We start from the raw sequence: 19,703 nt of genomic DNA, 5'->3' as shown, positions 1-19,703 counted from the left end.
AAATGAAGCATAGGGTTGGTAACATCATGTGGCTGTTTGTTCTAACAGCATTCTTTTTCGGTTGTGAACCGGAAGGAAGTGGTGTGTCCATGACCAACCAAGAAGGAACGCTTCGGGCAGAGTTGTTTTTGGATGATGAAGGAAAACCTTTTTACCAACTGTTCCATAAGGACAGTATGGTTTTGGATACTTCCTATGTCGGGCTCATTTTGGAAGATGTTGATTTATCCAAAGGCCTGACGCTTGACAGACAGAAACCTGTTCAACAAATCTCTGAATCCTACACCATGTTTCATGGCAAACAAAAGGATATCAACTATAGTGCAAATAAATATGTGGTTAGCTTTTCTTCAGAAAGTGGAATAACATTGGAATGTCATTTTAACTTGTCCAATACAGGTTTTGCATTTAGATATCGAGTTTTGGGTAATGAGGGGAAACCTATCACCATTACGGGAGAATCTTCCAGCTATGGTTTTCCTAAAAATACAATTTCTTGGATGCAGCCCATGTCAAAGGCAAAAACCGGATGGAGTGAGACCAACCCTTCCTATGAGGAACATTATAAAATGGAGATTCCCGTAGATGAGCCATCACCTATTGGAGAAGGGTATGTTTACCCTGCCTTGTTCAAAACTGGGGGTTCTTGGTTATTGGTGAGCGAAACCGATTTGCATGAAGACTATTGTGGAACAAGACTCATTTATGAGGAGGATAAAAACGGATTAGCTGTCAGCTTTCCTCAAAAAGAAGAAGTATTTCCTGGAGGAGGTTTATTGCCAAAAGGGAAATTGCCCTTCATAACTCCATGGAGAATTATTAGCGTTGGTGATTTAGATCAAATTGTAGAAAGTACCCTTGGAACCGATTTGGCAGCTCCGGCAATTACCATGGACACCACTCCCGTAAAAGGTGGTTTGGCGACATGGAGCTGGGTGTTGTTGAAAGATGATAAAATCGATTACGAAACATCGCATCAATTTATTGACTATGCCGCTTCGATGAACTGGCCCTATACCTTGATTGATGTGAATTGGGACCAAAAAATCGGATATGAGCGAATGCAGGAACTTATCGATTATGCAGCCTCAAAAGGAGTAAAGATTATCCTATGGTACAATTCTTCAGGAGATTGGAACAGTACCGAATATACCCCAAAAAGCAAACTATTGAATTCAAAAGACAGAAGGGAAGAGTTCGCCAAGCTTAAAAAAATGGGTGTGGGCGGATTAAAAATAGACTTTTTCGGAGGTGACGGACAATCCATGATTGTATACTATCACGATATTTTGAAGGATGCCGCGGACTATGGTCTGTTGATCAACTTTCATGGGGCTACTTTACCACGAGGCTGGCACCGTACTTACCCGAACCTAATGACCATGGAGTCGATAAAAGGAGAGGAGTTCGTTACATTTGATCAGGCGGTTGCCGATCTTCAACCTAGCCACTCTGCGGTAATTCCCTTTACAAGAAATGTTTATGACCCTATGGATTTTACCCCCATGGTGCTGGATAGTATACCTCATATTGACCGAAGAACAACAACGACTTTTGAATTGGCACTCCCCATTTTGTTCACATCCGGCATACAGCATATTGCTGAAATACCTGAGGGAATGGCCAAAATGCCCAAAGCGGTGGTCGAAATATTAAAGCAGGTGCCTACACAGTGGGATGAGGTGAAATTTATTCAGGGATATCCGGGTAAAGAAGTCATAATGGCCAGGCGTAAGGGAACCGAGTGGTATGTTGTGGGAATAAACGGCGAAGGAGTTGATAAATCATGGTCAATCGACCTTTCATTTACGCAAAATCAAACGGGTACGCTGTTTTACCATAATGGAACAAAGATTCCCGGAATTAAAGCCATAGACAAATCCCTTACGGAAATAGAGGTGGAGCCTTATGGAGGATTCGTTATAAAAATATAAAGAACAATAGAAGTTAGTTAAGGAGCAATGAAAAAATACGTAATAGGACTTGATTATGGTTCCGACTCGGTAAGAGCGGTAATGATTGACGCCCAAAATGGGGCGGAGTTGGCGTCCGAAATATTCTGGTACCCCAGATGGAAAGCACAAAAGTACTGTAAGCCTGCTATCAATCAATTCCGACAACACCCTTTGGACCATATTGAGGGACTGGAACAAACCATAACATCGGTAATGGAGCAAAGTGGCATTTCCCCAGAAACTGTGAAGGGTATCTGTATTGATACCACAGGCTCTTCCCCAATGCCCGTGACCAAAGATGGTACTGCATTGGCCTGTGTGAAGGGTTTTGAGGAAAATCCAAATGCCATGATGGTACTTTGGAAAGATCATACCGCTGTTAATGAAGCTAATGAAATCAACGAATTGGCGAGAAGCTGGGGAGGAGTGGATTATACCATGTTTGAAGGTGGAATTTATTCTTCCGAGTGGTTCTGGGCCAAAATATTACACGTGGCCAGACAGGACAAAAGCGTAATAGATGCTGCGCACACCTGGATGGAGCATTGTGATTTTATTACCTATCTACTAGCGGACGAAAAAGATTTAAAAGCATTTAAAAGAAGTAGATGTGCGGCAGGACACAAAGCCATGTGGCATGAGAGCTGGGGCGGACTACCTGATAAAGAGTTTTTGTCCAAATTGGATCCATACTTGGCATCACTTCGCGATCATTTGTATGAAGAAACATTTACCTCCAACGAAATTGCTGGCCATTTAAATAAAGAGTGGGCGGACAAATTGGGACTCACTACCAATACAGTAATAGCCGTAGGAACCTTTGATGCCCATGCAGGAGCGGTAGGGGCCAAAGTGGACCACCATGCCCTGGTTCGGGTAATGGGAACCTCTACCTGCGATATCATGGTGTCCTCCAATGAAGCTGTGGGAGACAAAACCGTTAAGGGAATCTGTGGACAGGTCGATGGTTCCGTAATTCCGGGAATGGTGGGTCTTGAAGCAGGTCAATCCGCTTTTGGTGATGTGTTGGCATGGTTCAAAAGCGTATTGCAATGGCCGATAGACAACCTTGTTTTAAATTCCAAGGTCCTTTCCGAAGCTCAAAAAGAAGAACTTAAGGCTGAAGTGGAATCGAAATTTATTCGTTCCTTGGCCGAACAGGCTGAGGGAATTCCCTTGTCCGAAGCAGTACCTGTTGCCTTGGATTGGGTGAATGGGCGAAGAACACCGGATGCCAATCAAGAATTGAAGAGTGCGATTTCAGGAATTTCATTGGGAACCAAGGCACCACATATTTTTAAATCTTTGGTAAATGCCATTTGTTTTGGCGCCAAAATGATCGTGGATCGTTTTGAGGAAGAAGGAGTAAAAATAGAGACCGTAATCGGTATCGGTGGAGTGGCCAGAAAATCACCGTTCATTATGCAAACCTTGGCAAATGTGTTGAACATGCCCATTAAAGTTGCGGAATCGGACCAAGCACCTGCTTTGGGTGCGGCAATCTATGCAGCTGTTGCTTCTGGAATCTACGAAAATGTGATCGAGGCCAGTAAAGTAATGGGAAGTGATTTTGAAGCAGAATATTTCCCACAATCCTCACAAGTGGAAGTATATGCCAAAATATTGGAAGAATATAAAGAACTTGGAGGCTTTGTGGAAGAACAAACCAATAAAAATAAGTAAACATGAGCTCAAAATATAAATCGCTCAAAGAAGAATGCTACGAGGCAAACATGGAACTCAATGCCCTAGGTCTTGTCATATATACCTTCGGTAATGTGAGCGCTGTGGACAGGGGCAATGGCGTTTTTGCCATAAAACCCAGTGGCGTACCTTACGAAACTCTAAAACCTGATGATATTGTGATCATGGATTACGATAATAATGTGGTAGAGGGAGGATTAAGGCCATCATCCGATACGAAAACCCATAGCTATCTTTATAAAAACTGGGAAAATATTGGAGGTGTGGCCCATACGCATGCCATGTATTCCGTTTCTTGGGCACAGGCTCAAAAGGATATTCCAATTTTTGGAACTACACATGCCGATCACCTTACACAGGATATCCCTTGCGCACCACCAATGGCAGATGAATTGATCGAGGGAAATTATGAACATAATACGGGAATCCAGATTTTGGACTGTTTTAAAGAAAGAAATTTGGATTATAACGAGGTTGAAATGGTGCTTATTGGAAACCATGGTCCATTTGCTTGGGGAAAAAATGCCGCCAAAGCGGTTTATAATACCAAAGTACTGGAAACTGTGGCCCAAATGGCCTATCTAACCTTACAGATAAATCCTGAGGCACCTAGATTAAAAGACTCACTAATAAAAAAACACTACGAACGTAAACATGGCAAAAACGCCTATTACGGTCAATAATCAAATTACAGTTAAATGAAAATATCCGAAAAAGAAATCTGGTTTGTAACAGGAAGCCAACATTTGTATGGACCAGAGACTTTAAAACAAGTAGCCAGCAATTCAAAAGAGATCGTTGATGGTTTGAATGCAGCAGGTAAGTTGCCGGTTTCCTTTGTTTTTAAACCTATCGTTACTACCCCACAAGAGATTACAACCTTTTGTCGTGAAGCAAGCAACAATCCATCCTGTATCGGTGTGGTGGCATGGATGCATACCTTTTCCCCAGCAAAAATGTGGATAGCGGGCCTTAAGATTTTAAGCAAGCCCATGTGCCATTTGCATACACAGTTTAATGCTGAAATTCCATGGGATAGCATTGATATGGATTTTATGAACCTGAACCAGTCAGCACATGGTGACCGTGAGTTTGGGTTTATGATGTCCAGAATGCGTAAAAACCGTAAAGTAGTGGTAGGTCACTGGAAAGATGAACGCGTTCAGAACAAACTTTCCATATGGGCACGTGTAGCTTTGGGCGCAAACGAATTAAAGCACATGAAAGTTGCGAGGTTTGGTGATAACATGCGTGAAGTTGCCGTTACCGAAGGAGATAAAGTGGCCGCTCAAATGCGTTTTGGTGTAGCGGTAAATGGTTACGATTCCTCTGACATTACCAATATTATTGATGGATTGGACCAAAAAGCAGTTGATCAATTGTTGGAAGAATACGAAACCAGTTACAATTTGTCGGAATCACTTCAAAAGAATGGAGCGCAAAGACAATCTTTGATTGATTCCGCTAAGATAGAATTGGGACTTAGAACCTTTTTGGAAGATGGTGGTTTCAAGGCTTTTACGGATACTTTCGAAAACCTAGGTGTTTTAAAACAACTCCCAGGCCTTCCGGTTCAGCGCCTAATGGCCGATGGCTATGGTTTTGGAGCCGAAGGTGATTGGAAGACGGCGGCTTTGACAAGAGCAATGAAAGTAATGGCAGAAGGATTGGATGGAGGAACTTCGTTTATGGAGGATTATACCTATCATTTTACCCCCCAAAAGGATTATGTATTAGGTTCCCACATGTTGGAGATCTGCCCTTCCATTGCAAGCGCTAAACCATCCTGTGAAGTACATCCGTTGGGTATTGGAGGCAAAGAGGATCCTGTAAGGTTAGTGTTTGATTCCCCTGCTGGTGACGCATTGAATGCTTCACTGATCGATATGGGGAACAGGTTCCGTTTGATCGTAAACGAAGTAGAGGCCGTTGAACCGATGTCCGACTTGCCAAAACTACCGGTGGCGCGTGTGCTTTGGGATGCCAAACCTACTTTGGAAGTTGCAGCGACTGCATGGATTCATGCCGGTGGTGCGCACCATACCGTATATACTCAGGCATTGACCACGGAGTATATGGAAGATTTTGCAGATATTTTCGGAATAGAACTTTTAGTAATAGATTCGGATACAAGACTAAGAGCATTCAAAGATCAACTCCATGCCAATGAGGCATATTATCATCTGTTTCAACACGGCATGTAGTCAACTAATTTAAATCTAAGACAATGAGGATAACCAAACCTTCTATATTTTATTTCGTTTTATTTGTGGTCCTTATGCATGTGGGCTGTAAGCAAAACAAAAAAGAAAGCCAGTCAGAAATGAAAACTGTAAAAACCGAGAGCAAACAAAATCCCATTGAGGAAACGGTCTTTGGCGAAATGCCCGATGGGACCAAGGTGAAGAAATTCACACTTAAAAATGAATCGGGAATGGAAGTTGATGTCATCACCTATGGTGGTATCATAACCCGTTGGACCGCCCCAGATAAAAATGGAGTTTATGAAGATGTAGTTCTAGGCTTTGATAACCTGGAGCAATATCTGGAGAGCAACCCATACTTTGGTGCACTTATCGGCAGGTACGGAAATCGTATTGCCAATGGGAAGTTTTCTTTGGATGGAAAATCGTATGATTTGGCAACCAATGATGGGGATAACCATCTGCACGGAGGTGAAAAGGGATTCGATAAAGTGGTTTGGAACGCTGTTGCAAAGAACACTGAAGACGGAGCGGCTGTTGAGCTTTCGTATACAAGCAAGGACGGGGAAGAAGGATACCCGGGTAAATTGGATGTCAAGGTGACCTATACACTTACCGATGATAACGAATTGGACATACAGTATAAAGCTGTTACCGATAAACCCACCATTGTAAATCTTACACAGCATAGTTATTTTAATCTGTCCGGAATGTTTACCAAAAAGATATTGGACCATAAGTTATACCTGAATGCCGATACTTTTCTTCCGGTAGACGGAGGTTTGATCCCGACAGGTGAGATGAGGCCGGTAGCAGGAACACCTTTTGATTTTAAGAATCTTAAATTAATCGGACAAGAGATAGGAACAGATAACCAACAACTCAACCTTGGTAAGGGATATGATCATTGCTGGGTGCTAAATGAAGGAGAAGAAGATTTCCGTTTGGCAGCAACCGTACATCATCCAAAAACCGGCCGTTTCATGGAAGTGTACACCAATGAACCGGGAATGCAGTTTTATAGCGGGAACTTTTTGGATGGAACCTTGCCGGCAAAAAAAGGAGGGACGTATGCTCAAAGATCTGGTTTCTGTTTGGAAACCCAACATTTCCCTGATAGCCCTAATCAAAGTGGTTTTCCTTCAGTAAGGTTAAACCCTGGAGAAACATATTCTTCTAGGACTTTATACAAACTATCAACCAAATAAAAAACTACTATGAAGACATTGGATACTTTTGATTGGATAACCATATCCATCTACTTCTTGGTCCTATTGGGTATAGCTCTTTGGGTGATCCGCAAAAAGGAGAACAACACAGAGGATTATTTTTTGGCAGGTAGAAATGTGGGCTGGTTTGTGGTCGGTGCTTCTATATTTGCTTCCAATATTGGGTCGGAACACGTTGTGGGCCTTGCGGGGGCTGGAGCGGGTAACCGATTGCCCATGTTGATTTATGAGATTCAGGCATGGGTGGTTCTGATTTTGGGTTGGGTATTCCTTCCGTTTTATGCAAGGGCCGGGGTATTTACCATGCCCGAATTTTTGGAAAAGCGTTTCGATGCCAGAGCAAGATGGATTTTATCGGTATTCTCCATTGTAGCCTACGTGCTTACCAAAATATCGGTAACCATTTATGCAGGCGGGGTAGTAGTTTCTGCCTTATTAGGTATTGATTTTTGGACAGGCGCCATCGCAACCGTGGTCTTGACAGGGGTTTATACGGTGCTAGGAGGTATGCGTGCAGTGGTTTATACTGAAACGCTCCAAGCTATTATTTTGGTTATAGGCGCCGCAGCATTGACCATAATAGGTCTTGATCATGTAGGTGGTTGGGAAAGTATGAAACAAACAGTGACCCCAGAGTATTTAAATATGTGGAGATCGGCTTCTGACCCCGATTTTCCTTGGCCATCGCTTTTGATTGCCAGTACCATTACAGGTATTTGGTATTGGTGTACCGACCAATATATCGTGCAGCGTGCTTTAACGGCAAAAAATATAAAAGAGGGTAGGAGAGGTACAATTTTCGGCGCTTTGTTGAAATTGTTACCAGTATTCTTATTCTTGATTCCCGGGGTTATTGCATTGACCTTGAAAATGAGAGGGGAATTGGAATGGGATTCACCAGACCAAGCATTCCCTGTTTTGATGAGTAATTTATTGCCATCTGGATTAAGGGGGTTGGTGGCAGCTGGGCTCTTGGCAGCTTTAATGAGCTCTTTGGCATCGGTGTTCAATTCCTGTTCTACCCTGTTTACGGTGGATATCTATAAAAAATTGAGACCTAATACTCCTGAGAAAAAATTGGTAAGAACAGGTCAGATTGCAACTGTGATCGTTGTTATAATTGGTATTATTTGGATACCGATTATGGCCAATATTTCTGGAGTATTGTATGAATACTTGCAAAGTGTCCAATCGTACATAGCCCCACCGATTACCGCTGTTTTCTTATTGGGTATTTTCCATAAACGAATCAACTCCCAAGGAGCTTTTGTCACCATGGTTGTTGGATTTATTGTGGGTGCGTTGAGAATTGTGCTGGAATTGGTAAAGGATTCGTTGGACCCAGGAAGCTTTTGGTTTCTACTCGGCGACATTAACTTTTTATCCTTTGCGGCCTGGTTCTTCCTCTTCTGTATTATTCTGATATTGGTCGTGAGCTATGCTACCGCACCACCATCGGACGAGAAACTGAAGAATCTTACCTACGCTACCATTTCTGAAGAAGAAAGAAAGGAGAACAAAAGCAGTTACAATTGGAAGGATATTGCCATCTCAATTGTAATCATTGCCATCGTGGTTTATGTAATGATATGGTTTAACGGAAAATAATAACGGTTAACTTGTAGTTTTACAGTGCCCCTCTTTTAAGAGGGGCTTTTTTTTGAAATCCGGTTGAAGCATATTTCAAAGCATTGAAGATTGACCTATGTCATTTTTTACATGTTCTCATAGGTATATCTTTGATAAAAGCCGTGCTACGATGAAAACAGTTTTGATTCCTACCGATTTCTCCAAGAATGCTCTGCATGCCCTGCAATATGCACAAGAACTATTTAAATGTGAACGTGCGTGCTTTTTTGTCCTACATGCTTATGGTGAAGAAGTATATGGGGAATACAAGACAGTGGACAAAGAGAAAGCCCAAAAGCTAAAAGAAGAAATAAAAGAGAAAACAGAAAAAAAATTAGATGAATTAGTTGACTCGGTAGTAGGAGAACCCCCAAACCCGCTCCATAATTTTGAGACCATCGCTTCTTTTGATAGCTTAATTGATGCTGTTAACGACTTTGTGGATGAAATGAATATTGATTTGCTGATCATGGGGACCAAAGGAGAGACCAGTGATCATAAAACCACCTTCGGTAGTTATACCATAGAAATTTTTAAATATGTTAAGTGTCCGGTATTGGCAGTGCCCGAAGATTTTGAGTATCGCCAACCCAAAGCTATACTTTTTCCAACAGATTATTTGCTCCCATACAAGCGTAGGGAACTTAAACTTTTGGGCGACTTGGCCGGTAAATTCAGGTCCAAAGTACATTGCTTGTACATCACGGATTTTGACGAGCTTAGTCCACGGCAAGAGGATAATAAGTTGTTTTTGGAAGAAACGCTTACCAGACCTTATCTTTATTTTGAGACAACCCCCATTAAAAATAAAGCAGAGGTTATTCTGGAGCATATAAAAAAGAAGGATGCGGGAATGCTGGTAATGATGAATTCAAGACACTCTTTTTTTGAGGATATGCTCTACAGGTCAACCGTGGATCTACTTGGCTTAAAGATTAAAATACCATTTTTGGTAATGCAAAATCTAAAGCGATAAGCAATGAAAAAGAAACGAATTATATTGCCCACCGACTTTTCCAAGAACTCCTGGAATGCCATTGCCTATGCCTTAAAGGTTTTTAAAGATGTGCCTTGCGACTTTTTTGTACTCAATTCATATCAGGTAGGAGCCTCCGGCTTATCAACCAAAATGGCCGGTGCCAACGATACCCGATTGTACAATTTAATAAAGGAACAATCTGAACGTGATTTAAAAAGAGAGTTGGCGAAAATAAAAAAGTTGGATAAAAACCCTGAGCATACATTTATTACAAGGTCCTTGGCCGATACCTTGGTCAATGCCATTGGAAAAACAGTGTATAATGAAGAGATAGATTACATTATAATGGGGACCAAGGGAGCTTCTGGGTTAAAAGAAGTTTTTATGGGAAGCAACACCTATAAAATAATCAAGGAAATTGATTTTTGTCCTGTGTTGGCCGTTCCGGATGATTACGAGACCGACGGGAAAATAGATTCCATATTATTGGCAACCGGCTATGAGCATCTTTTTGAAAGCTACGAGCTAAAACCAGTGCTGAACTTTGCAGAACATTTCAATGCCAAGCTTTGGATTACACATGTGGGAAGTTTGGATGCGCTGACCTCCGAACAAAAAGCCTCTAAAATCTCTTTGGAAAAACGTTTAAAAACGATCAACTTTGAGTTTGTAGAGGTAGAAAAAGATACCTCCGTCAACCAGACCATTCAAAATGTAGTTGATAAGGACAATACCATAGATATGGTAGTGATGATCAATCAAGACCATTCATTTTTTGAAAGGCTTACCCGAGAACCTGTCATCAAAAAAGTGAGCTTCAACTCCAAAGTCCCTTTTTTGGTAGTCCATTTATTTGAGTAAGTGACAAGTTTTTATAAAAAAGACTTTGCCAACTGTACAATTTCCCCTTTTTGTAGTACCCCGGATTTTCTCCAGAGTTGTTCACCGTTTTTAAAGAATATCATGGTAGGCACACCTCTTACTTGGTAGGTATTGGCAAGGCCTTGGTTCTTGTCGACATCAATTTTTACAATTTTCAAAGAATCCCCCATTTCATCTTTCTTTAAAATGGGTGCCAACATTTTGCAAGGACCACACCATTCCGCGGAAAAGTCGATAAGTGTTAATTGGTCACTGTTGATTAAAGCTGCAAAATTTCCTTTCATTTTTCTAAAAATTATTCGCTGCAATTTATAAAAACCCGCATTTTTTTAAAGTGACTTATGTCACCTTGACCGCTAAAGTTTTTTAAGGTATATAGAAGAGCGAGTTGGGTCGAATACTTTTTCTATCTTTAATCACTGCACAACTAAACAAACTACTTTGAGCATGCACACAAAAATCACTGGATTTATCCTTGTCTTGTTTTTATTGGTATCCTGTAAAAGCGATAAGAAAAAAGAAGAACCCGATACTTGGCGCACCAAAAAAGCAGCAGTGGAAAACGCCACCCACAACCAATTATTGGATGTCGAAAAAGAGCAGGGCTGGGAGTTGCTGTTTGACGGAAAAACCATGGATGGATGGCATTTATATAATGACCCGAATGCCAATTCTGTTTGGGAGGTTGTTGATGGTGAGCTCCACAGTAATGCCAACGATGAATCATTGACCGCTGGTGATCTAGTGACGGATAAGGCATACACCAATTATGAACTTTCGTTGGAATGGAAAATATCCGGAAATGGAAATAGCGGGGTCTTTATCAATGTACAGGAATTGCCGGAGGTTCCAACGGCATGGCAAACAGGACCGGAATATCAAATTTTGGGTGCGGAACATATGGATTATGATGTTCCCGAAAAACGGCCAGGTTGCCTTTATGTTTTCTTGCCCCAGAAAAATGAAGTGGAAGTAAAACAAGGAGATTGGAACAAAACAACCATAAAGCAAGTAGATGGTAAAATAACGTTCTATTTGAATGGGGTTCTGACAGCTGAGCAAGATTTCAACACACCTGAATGGAAACAAATGATTGCGGAAAGCCGTTTCTCAAATTATCCTGAATTTGGTAAAACCACCGAAGGCAAAATAGCGCTACAGTATTGGTATTTTGAAACTTGGTTCCGTAATATAAAAATCAGGGAACTCTAAGTTTTTGTGCTTCGATAATATTTCTGGTTAGCGTCGTGTTTCAATTATCTTGGTTGGTCAATTCCAATAAGCCATCCAATATCTCATCATCTTCGTCCAGTAAATGGTCTTTGATATGAATATCAGGAATTACACCCTCTTCTTTAGTGCTTCCATTGACACGGATGATTTTACCTTTGGAAACATTGACGGAAATTCTGGTGTTCGGTAACTCAAATTGAAAAATGGAAGCATAAAGTGAGGGATATTCCCCAGTCTCCTCCCCAACAATGGTCCCAAAACCGTAATCCTGGATTTGCGCTGCCGTAACCGTAGCTTGCGAGTGCGATTGTCGGTTGACCAAAACATAAACATTGCCCAAGAACCTTTTGCTTTCTGGTTGCGGTTGGTAGGTTTCGATTTCATATTCGTAAACCTCACCATTTTTATGGTTGAGCACACTTTGCCAAAATGTGCTGGTTGTATCGTAGTTTTTTCGGGTGTGTTCCTTTAAAAATGCACTTGTTTTTAGCTTAAAGCTTGAATTCCACTTGAATGGCCTATCGGCAAAATGGGAAACCAGATAATCACTATAGGAATCGTCGCCGCCTCCATTGTTCCTAAGGTCTACAATGAGATTTTTACTCTCTTTCTTTTTTATTGTGATGAACGCAGAATCAATAAACTTTTGATATTTTTCTTCATCCCCGCCAAAATTGCCTGGCTTTAGATAGGCAGATTCATCGATGAATTTTAAGTTCCGTTCCGAATCGATCAATTCCGTTCTTTTCATTTCATAACCTTGGATTACATCGACCGCATCAATCCTATAGGTTTTTGTAATTCCATTAGATTTGATTGCGACCTTAAAACTATCGTGTTTACCATATACCTGCCAATAATACCTTGGGAACGAGTACAATTCCAATTTGGCGTTTTTAAAATAGGTGCGTTCCGCGGAAATCAATGGGTATATGTCCGATAATATGTCGGTTATTGCTGCGCCGTTGATACTGAGGATTTCAGAACCAATGGTAATACTACCGGTACTGGACCAGTTTTTCCTGATCAGGGCTTTATTATTTTCAAAGGCAATTTCCAAAGGAAAAAGCGTGCCCCCGGCATTTGCGTATTTTCCATAGGATGTGCCCGGAAAACCAATTTCGGTATGGCCATTATTTGCCTTGGAAATAACTTTTTGGAAAATGGATGTGGCCTCCAATAGGCTAAAGCTATCTTTTTTTATTTCTTGTTTGATTTGGTTATAGTTTACATCAAACTCCGATTTTGGGGTATAGGCATATAGGTTGTAATGTGTTTCTGCCAATGACTCCTTCAGGAATACCAGGTCTTCCAGTATTTCCTTTTTTGAGAAATGATGTTGGGCAGCAAGGTTTGTACAGCAAAATAGGATTATTGCAAGTAAAAGTTTATCCAACGGGATTGAGGGAGAAAAAATAGTTTTCATCAAATTCAAATTTTCCGCAAAACTAGATGTATCCTACCTATGGAGCGACCGACTGCTTCTTTTCGGACTCTTTTTTTTGATTTACATATTGGCTGGGTGTTTTGCCCGTAATTTTTTTAAAGGCGTCATTAAAAGTGGATTTGGATTTGAACCCACACTCAAAAGCAAGACCGAGCAAGGTCAATTTTTTATTTTCGGGCTTTGCCGCAAGCTGTTTAAATTCTTCCACACGAAACCCGTTGACGTACTCATAAAAGTTTTTGGAAAAGCTACGATTAATGGTATGGGAAACTTGTTTGGGATTTAGGTCCGCAAGTTCGGATAACTTGGTCAGATCCAGTTCTGGGTCAAGATATGGCTTCTTGCTTTCCATCACTTTGGTAATTTTACTGGCCCATTTGGGGTTGTGTGCGCTGTCATCGGATGTTGTTTTTCTTGATGAGTAACCCGAAGTTTCGGTTTGGGATTTTAAGTAACCTTTGAATCCAATCCAATAGCTTACAATAGCAAGACCTACAAAAGCGGGTAGGAAATACATCTCTCTCAATCCCCGGTCAAAAACAAAACGATCGATTTCGGACAAAATATTCCACCCGATCCAAAATGCCGAATAAATGATTATCGGCGCTTTTAACCAATTCAAGGATTTGTTTTCCAAATTGGAAAAGCGTTGTTTCAGCCAATTTTGATATCGGAACAAAACTACAAGCGATATTATGGTATAAAGTGTAATGGATAAAACCCCTAACCATTGCTCGGTCAAATAGTATTTGGTGTAGGGGTGTGCCGGTGTTTGATAAAGCCCAGCGGAACCGAGTCGGTAAATGGCGGTTCTATAAAAAATAAATTCCAACACTACAGGTGCAAAATGGACCAGGTCTTTTTTGGAAAACTTGAAATCATGATCGGTAATACTTTTAGTGTAGAAGTACAATGCTGGGCCAATGCCGTAAAGCAGTTCCAGTTGCACATACCTAAAGGTGTCCATCATATTGTAGGTTCGCAGTACATTCACCAAGGCAATATTCAGAGCCATCAAGGCAAAAAAGAAAATGAGCAGTGATAAAAAGATATTGGACTGGCTTCGTGGGCGTTTGGTCAGCAATAAAATGCCCAATACAATGGCCTGCGCAGCAAAAACAAATATGATTGTTGTTAAAATTGGATTGGAGGCACTCATTAGGTCGCTAAGTTAACCAATTCTCGAGGTAACTTAGTATTCCAATCTTTTACGGTTAAGCAATACTTTGGCATAGTCACGTGCCATTTTATCTCCGAACTCTTGATAGGCACGTTGTGCCCATTCCAAGGCCAAATCGGTCTCACCCTTTACTTCGTAAGCAACGGCAACATTGTGAGCGGCTCTTCCTGCCGATTTACCTCGATTGTTGGCTACATCGGTCCATATGTTAATGGCGTTGTCCCAGTTGGCCACTTCGCTACTTCTCCAACCTGCGGCAAATAGGTTTTTGTCTCTGCCTTTACCTTTTTTGTACATATCTCGCCTTACTCGATAGTAACTGGTAAAAAATCGACTGGTGTAGTCCATTCCAGCTGCATAGGCGGTTTCAGGGAGTGCGGATAAAGGTGCGGCACCGCTGAACAGGTCAAAATCCATAAAATAGGTCTGTTGATATTGATCCATAATGGTCTTGGAATATGGATCGTAAAGTCTCCAAAAGCTTCTAACGTTGACCCTTGCCCGTCTCGGAAACCGGGTATTGGTGCGCCCTGTCTCCAAAACCGAAGTCACCTGATTCACCGCATTGGCAATTACAAAATCTGAATTGGAGTCAAAGTTTTCGAGCACCAAGAGTACATCGGCATTGGCAGATTCACAAATGTCATTTACTTTTTCCCAGCTCAATATTTCAGGGGTTTTTCGCGTGCCAGTACCATACATACGAACCGTTGGAGGTATTACAGCTTTTAGATGATTGCTGTTTTGAAGTCCATCAAAAATACCTTTAACAGCCTCGTCGGAGGCCAATTTGTCCGAGCCGGCTATTTCACCCGTAGCTATGGATTCCAGCGTTTTGTTGCTTTTGTCATCTTCTTTGGTCAAGGAACGGTTAACCACGGCTACTGTTTCTATTTCTTGTGGTAAGACCAATTCTGGTTCTTGTGGATAATCCAAATAAACAAACCCGGAACTGGCGCAGGAAACCATACTTAAAATCATTATGGAAAGCAATACAAGGTTGAAGTTTTTCATAATTGTAAGATTTTGGAAGGCATAGAGTGCAACAAGTGTGCCATTACATATTGCAAATGGCTTTCCTATACGCTTTAACGGAGAAGTATGTGTATTATTTTCAAGAGGTTAGATGGCATGTAAATAATAAAACCTGCAAATTTTATTTGCAGGTTTTACGCTAAAAAACAAACATGCTCTGTACTAACAAGAACAATCCGTTATACCAAAACTTCTTCTGGAATGTTTCTTTTGATCGTTTTTTTCTTTGGTGTCATCTTCGCATTATCGGTTGATGACCATCCCGCACCCTTTTTATAGCGATAGAAAGTCCCTTCTTCCAATGGGTCCATCACTATAAGATAAATCCATTCATTATCTGCCAATGTTTTTAAATTTTCATTTTTGGCCAGAATGGACTCAACTTTATCCAAAGGTGCTTGAATAACCACTGAGAGTCGAAGGGGTGAGTGGTAAGGTGTGTCTTTGGAGGTATAAAGTGACTCCCATGGAAGCCCTGTTTTAAGGTCACCTCCGTTTCCTTGGACCACTCCGAATTTTCCGGTAATATTATGGGTTACTTTGGTTCCTCCTCCGAATTTATCATTATCCACTGTGGAGAAGTAGTAATGGTTGTTTATCCATTGTGTAACTACCATGGGACCTTGCATAATGGTTTCCAAGATTTGCCCTTCTTTGTCGGTTTCCCAATCATAAGAATGTAGGAAGGAACGCCCATCAAGTGCTTGTGTTTTGGTTGTATTTCTGGGAGCAATTATAAAGCTGGCATTTTTAGCCAACCCCCATTCCGGTCTTGTTTCTCCCCAATTGCTGGCATTGGTTTTGGCATGTAGAACACTACTTTTGTCAACTCCCAATCTTTCTTGAGTGGCTGTTTCTTGTACGGTTTGCAGGTCTTTTTTCAATGAAATCACATTTTTTTGATGTGATTCGGGCAAACTGCTATCAAAAAGTACAATTTCCTCGGTTGTTGTGTTGTGTTCAGCACCTAGGAAAAAAGTGGCTTCAGGAATCTCTATTTGATATTCTTCTTTCAAAATACGCCTTACTTCCAAGTCGTTGGCCAACTTGGCCAGCATTCGTGCATTATGTCTTCCAGGACTTGCAGCGCAAGCGCCACAATCCAGACTGGAACCAAAAGGATTGTTCGCTGAATGGCTTCCATGGCCTACGAACAGTACAAGTGGCGAGAACTGTTTCCATCCCATTAACTCAAAAGCCGACTTCACAATGATCGCTTTTTCTTCTTTTGGGATATTGAGTTTTTCTCCGTTGGATTTGTGAAGTTCTGGCTCACAAACAGACTCATATATGGAGTTGTTTTTTTGCGAAATGCGATAAAGTGATGCAGGTGCCATGGTCCTCAAAATCAATTGCAACCCGTAGAAAACGCCTGAGCCTTCCACAAAACCGAATGTAGAGGGCAACATATTCTTCATTCGCTTTAAAAAATAGTTCCAAAACTTTCTTGTCTCATTTTTCTTGTCTTGGACTTTTTTCTGGTCACCTTTATTGTTTTGCGCTATTTCTGTAACCGAGTAAGACGATTCTACAATCGGTGGGCACGATTTATGGGAGATGCCATCCTTGGAACTTTTATAGTCCATGGGAATTCCAAAAAAGCCAGCATAGCCAAAAGTTTCATAAGCTCCTACAGATTCTATGTGCCTTCTTATAAGTTCTGATCTGGTATCGATGCAAAAGACAAATTGGGCATCGGGTGTTTTGTTCAAAAATGCCTCATTTTGGATAGATATGGACTCTTTGTCAAGCAGTTGCATAAGACGGTTTTGCCAGCTTCTCTCCCAAGCAGTTAGCCAAAGATGTTGTAGTTGCGTTACTTCCGAACTACTACTTTTTTCAACAATAGTTGGCAAGACCTCTAAATTTAATTGTTTGGCAGTCCAGATTCTAACGGCTAGATAATCTTTCAGTTCAATAGGGTATACCTCTTGCCGTGCATTTTGCTGTGCGCTTCTATGTTTGATATACCCTGTCCAACCAGGTAAGGCTGCCAAATGATGGGTGAAAATTTTCAGTATTTCTTCTTCCGAATAGTTCGATAGCACTTTGGAAAGTGTGTTCTCACTTGTTTTTGGTATATCCTTAAGTCTTACTTTTCCAATTTCAGTATCATATGGGATGAGCTGCCTCCAGGCTGCGTAAAATCCTGATTTTTTAAACGGCATTTCCCATTCGGCCAAACCTTCGTCCATAAAAGCGGATAACCATTTTACCATGATTCGGTCCAAATCGTGGTTTTTGTTTTTGGTTTCGGTTGATTTTTCGGATTCCAATTGGTTGAGATAGTATTCGGGTGTCTCTTCAAAACCATTTTCCTTTAAAGCTTGTACCAGTTCAACTTTTTCGATATCGCCATCTTCCCATGCCTTCCGATAAATGGATGCATTTGGATATACCCGGGCATTCAATAGCTGTTTTGCTTGATCAACCGCCTCTGAAAATGGTAATTGCTCGTAGCAGCTCAACGGATTGGAGGTCACAAAGGAATATAGGGGCCATGTGTTTCCAACAATCTTGGAGGCTTCTTCAATATGACGTTTCAGGTGTATTAGCTTCATTGAAATTTGGATTTATACATTAAAATTGTTCGATTATGAGGTTGTGACAGGTTGAGTAATTTGACATATAACCAAGGAATTCTGCGATAGATGCCAAGTTTCATCAAAAAGAAACCAACCAAGAACACGATTCCGAATACAATTTGTGTTGTTGATAGTTGAATGGGGGATACCACCAACGGCATGTCCGCCAGAAGTGCTGTAACTCCATTGTAGAACAGTGAATAGACCCCAATTCCTGAAATAAAAAGAACAGGAGGAAGCACTATTCGCTGGATTCCGGAAAGCGGGTTTTGTTTTACGATATTATAAGTGGCTTGCCCTACAGTAGTTGATACAATAAGGGTAAGGAAGATGCCACTATCCATATGCATTCCCTTACCGGTCAACAGAACAAAAAGGTATGCACCCAATAGACTGAACAATAGCACAACAAGTGCCTGTAGCCATTTTATTCGAATAACCGGCGGTTCGGTCGGTGTTGATTGTTCAATTTCTTCTCCAGAGGAAAGAAAAAGGTAAGCTTTGTAAAACCCGTGCAGAATCAAATGGGCAATTGCCGCATTGAAAAAGCCCAGTCCACATTGCATGATCATAAAACCCATCTGGGCAATCGTGGAACATGCCAAACGTTGCTTTACATTAACCTGGATCAGCTTGGTAAATTGAGCTAAAATCGCTGTAAGCCCTCCTACGATCAGAAGAATTTCCAATGTGTTGGAAGCGAACAATAAAGGAGCGAACAGCGTTAGTAATATACCGGAACCATTTACAAAGCCAGCATGCATTAATGCGGATACCGGTGTAGGTGCGGTCATGGCGGAAAGCAACCATTTGTGAAATGGAAATATAGCTGATTGTACCAGTGCAGCCATAATAATGCACAAGGCCGAAATAATTTTTATATAACTCGGTGTTTGCGCAATGGAAGCAACCCATTCACTTAATGTGATGGTATTATTGTAAGATGCTGGCAACAGCAGGCCTATGCTTAAAAAAATAGTGCTGATGATAAAATATTGCCGTGTAAATCTTTTGGCTTCCCGTGCATCGCCCCATTTGGAATCCAGACCTATCAATGCCGACATGATGGTACCCATTAGCAACCAGCTTAGCAATAGTAAAACGAGGTGCTCGGATATCACAAATAGCATTACGCCCAAGGTGAATCCAAAGGACAATAACATAAATTTGGACTTTTGGTCCTTGTCCTTGAAGTAGGAGTTCGCATAGCTACCGATTATCGCACTAAAAAATGTTACGGTAGTCCAAAGCAATGCAGAAAATCCATTTATCCTAAAAAGATTATTCCATCGCCAATCTGGAATATTGGGAGAATATGAAACTGTAAAGATCAGATTCGTCAAAAAGATTGTCCAAAATAAAACCGGGATTGTCCCGGTAATATCAATTTTTTTGGAAGAATTTCTGATTGTACGTGTTAACAATGTCATTATCTATTGATTTTTAAAGAGTTATCGGTTTTTTTTCTCTTCTTCGGGGATAACTCTACGAACCCCGCTTCGAATATTCGCCAATAGCACAGCACCTAGTATAAAGCTGCACAATAAAATACGATCTAGGAATAAGGATTCCTCCATGTAAGAGAGTACAATAAATGATGTTATAAGTAGTACACCTAGAAGGGTTGTTGTAACTTTTTTT

General features: G+C 41.1%; 15 protein-coding genes. 9 read left to right on the top strand and 6 right to left on the bottom strand.

Going from position 1 to position 19,703, the window contains the following annotated elements; translation table 11 throughout:
* Nucleotides 1-2 precede the first annotated feature (2 nt).
* From J0654_RS16715 to J0654_RS16680, 8 genes are all read left to right on the top strand, one after another.
* Entirely contained in the window at nucleotides 3-1,934 is a 1,932-nt protein-coding gene (locus J0654_RS16715; protein WP_207030269.1) for a glycoside hydrolase family 97 protein, read from the top strand.
* Between the two features lie 27 nt (nucleotides 1,935-1,961).
* Entirely contained in the window at nucleotides 1,962-3,638 is a 1,677-nt protein-coding gene (locus J0654_RS16710) for a ribulokinase (protein WP_207030268.1), read from the top strand.
* A gap of 2 nt (nucleotides 3,639-3,640) precedes the next feature.
* Complete coding sequence (locus J0654_RS16705; RefSeq protein ID WP_207030267.1) at nucleotides 3,641-4,342, top strand: L-ribulose-5-phosphate 4-epimerase; 702 nt, start codon at nucleotides 3,641-3,643, stop codon at nucleotides 4,340-4,342.
* Between the two features lie 15 nt (nucleotides 4,343-4,357).
* On the top strand, nucleotides 4,358-5,863 hold the full coding sequence (gene araA, locus J0654_RS16700; protein ID WP_207030266.1) for an L-arabinose isomerase: 1,506 nt from the start codon (nucleotides 4,358-4,360) through the stop codon (nucleotides 5,861-5,863).
* 23 nt (nucleotides 5,864-5,886) lie between these two features.
* Entirely contained in the window at nucleotides 5,887-7,071 is a 1,185-nt protein-coding gene (locus J0654_RS16695; RefSeq protein WP_207030265.1) for an aldose epimerase family protein, read from the top strand.
* A 9-nt stretch (nucleotides 7,072-7,080) separates the two neighbouring features.
* On the top strand, nucleotides 7,081-8,700 hold the full coding sequence (locus J0654_RS16690; protein ID WP_207030264.1) for a sodium:solute symporter: 1,620 nt from the start codon (nucleotides 7,081-7,083) through the stop codon (nucleotides 8,698-8,700).
* A gap of 151 nt (nucleotides 8,701-8,851) precedes the next feature.
* Nucleotides 8,852-9,697, top strand: a complete 846-nt coding sequence (locus J0654_RS16685) for a universal stress protein (RefSeq protein WP_207030263.1) — start codon at nucleotides 8,852-8,854, stop codon at nucleotides 9,695-9,697.
* 3 nt (nucleotides 9,698-9,700) lie between these two features.
* The gene (locus J0654_RS16680) at nucleotides 9,701-10,561 is read left to right on the top strand and encodes a universal stress protein (protein WP_207030262.1); all 861 of its coding nucleotides are present in this window, start codon (nucleotides 9,701-9,703) and stop codon (nucleotides 10,559-10,561) included.
* Nucleotides 10,562-10,572: 11 nt separating this feature from the next.
* Here J0654_RS16680 and trxA read toward each other — a convergent pair whose 3' ends face one another.
* A complete protein-coding gene (trxA, locus tag J0654_RS16675) occupies nucleotides 10,573-10,866 on the bottom strand; it encodes a thioredoxin (protein ID WP_207030261.1) in 294 nt (97 codons plus the stop codon).
* Nucleotides 10,867-11,029: 163 nt separating this feature from the next.
* Here trxA and J0654_RS16670 point away from each other — a divergent pair, with 163 nt between their 5' ends.
* Entirely contained in the window at nucleotides 11,030-11,794 is a 765-nt protein-coding gene (locus J0654_RS16670; protein ID WP_207030260.1) for a 3-keto-disaccharide hydrolase, read from the top strand.
* Nucleotides 11,795-11,834: 40 nt separating this feature from the next.
* Here J0654_RS16670 and J0654_RS16665 read toward each other — a convergent pair whose 3' ends face one another.
* The 5 genes from J0654_RS16665 to J0654_RS16645 all read right to left on the bottom strand — a co-directional run bounded on the left by J0654_RS16665 (nucleotide 11,835) and on the right by J0654_RS16645 (nucleotide 19,492).
* The gene (locus J0654_RS16665) at nucleotides 11,835-13,241 is read right to left on the bottom strand and encodes a S41 family peptidase (RefSeq protein WP_207030259.1); all 1,407 of its coding nucleotides are present in this window, start codon (nucleotides 13,239-13,241) and stop codon (nucleotides 11,835-11,837) included.
* A 37-nt stretch (nucleotides 13,242-13,278) separates the two neighbouring features.
* The gene (locus J0654_RS16660) at nucleotides 13,279-14,421 is read right to left on the bottom strand and encodes a helix-turn-helix domain-containing protein (RefSeq protein ID WP_207030258.1); all 1,143 of its coding nucleotides are present in this window, start codon (nucleotides 14,419-14,421) and stop codon (nucleotides 13,279-13,281) included.
* Nucleotides 14,422-14,454: 33 nt separating this feature from the next.
* Complete coding sequence (locus J0654_RS16655) at nucleotides 14,455-15,456, bottom strand: DUF6340 family protein (protein WP_207030257.1); 1,002 nt, start codon at nucleotides 15,454-15,456, stop codon at nucleotides 14,455-14,457.
* Between the two features lie 200 nt (nucleotides 15,457-15,656).
* Nucleotides 15,657-18,038 (bottom strand): DUF2309 domain-containing protein, encoded by a 2,382-nt coding sequence (locus tag J0654_RS16650; RefSeq protein ID WP_207030256.1) that lies wholly within the window; start codon nucleotides 18,036-18,038, stop codon nucleotides 15,657-15,659.
* The gene (locus J0654_RS16645) at nucleotides 18,035-19,492 is read right to left on the bottom strand and encodes a proton-conducting transporter transmembrane domain-containing protein (protein WP_207030255.1); all 1,458 of its coding nucleotides are present in this window, start codon (nucleotides 19,490-19,492) and stop codon (nucleotides 18,035-18,037) included. The genes J0654_RS16650 and J0654_RS16645 overlap by 4 nt, the downstream gene beginning before the upstream one ends.
* Nucleotides 19,493-19,703: the final 211 nt, after the last annotated feature.

The sequence above is a fragment of the Flagellimonas profundi genome (genome assembly GCF_017313275.1).
Classification (GTDB): domain Bacteria; phylum Bacteroidota; class Bacteroidia; order Flavobacteriales; family Flavobacteriaceae; genus Flagellimonas; species Flagellimonas profundi.
The sequence above is the reverse complement of the archived record's forward strand: the minus strand, read 5'-3'. Positions and strand labels throughout refer to the sequence as shown.

Coding starts and splice junctions, on each gene's coding strand:
- J0654_RS16710 (WP_207030268.1), top strand. CDS start 1,962: ATGAAAAAATACGTAATAGGACTTGATTATGGTTCCGACTCGGTAAGA.
- J0654_RS16685 (WP_207030263.1), top strand. CDS start 8,852: ATGAAAACAGTTTTGATTCCTACCGATTTCTCCAAGAATGCTCTGCAT.
- J0654_RS16650 (WP_207030256.1), bottom strand. CDS start 18,038: ATGAAGCTAATACACCTGAAACGTCATATTGAAGAAGCCTCCAAGATT.
- J0654_RS16705 (WP_207030267.1), top strand. CDS start 3,641: ATGAGCTCAAAATATAAATCGCTCAAAGAAGAATGCTACGAGGCAAAC.
- J0654_RS16670 (WP_207030260.1), top strand. CDS start 11,030: ATGCACACAAAAATCACTGGATTTATCCTTGTCTTGTTTTTATTGGTA.
- J0654_RS16665 (WP_207030259.1), bottom strand. CDS start 13,241: ATGAAAACTATTTTTTCTCCCTCAATCCCGTTGGATAAACTTTTACTT.
- araA (WP_207030266.1), top strand. CDS start 4,358: ATGAAAATATCCGAAAAAGAAATCTGGTTTGTAACAGGAAGCCAACAT.
- J0654_RS16715 (WP_207030269.1), top strand. CDS start 3: ATGAAGCATAGGGTTGGTAACATCATGTGGCTGTTTGTTCTAACAGCA.
- J0654_RS16695 (WP_207030265.1), top strand. CDS start 5,887: ATGAGGATAACCAAACCTTCTATATTTTATTTCGTTTTATTTGTGGTC.
- J0654_RS16690 (WP_207030264.1), top strand. CDS start 7,081: ATGAAGACATTGGATACTTTTGATTGGATAACCATATCCATCTACTTC.
- J0654_RS16645 (WP_207030255.1), bottom strand. CDS start 19,492: ATGACATTGTTAACACGTACAATCAGAAATTCTTCCAAAAAAATTGAT.
- J0654_RS16680 (WP_207030262.1), top strand. CDS start 9,701: ATGAAAAAGAAACGAATTATATTGCCCACCGACTTTTCCAAGAACTCC.
- J0654_RS16660 (WP_207030258.1), bottom strand. CDS start 14,421: ATGAGTGCCTCCAATCCAATTTTAACAACAATCATATTTGTTTTTGCT.
- J0654_RS16655 (WP_207030257.1), bottom strand. CDS start 15,456: ATGAAAAACTTCAACCTTGTATTGCTTTCCATAATGATTTTAAGTATG.
- trxA (WP_207030261.1), bottom strand. CDS start 10,866: ATGAAAGGAAATTTTGCAGCTTTAATCAACAGTGACCAATTAACACTT.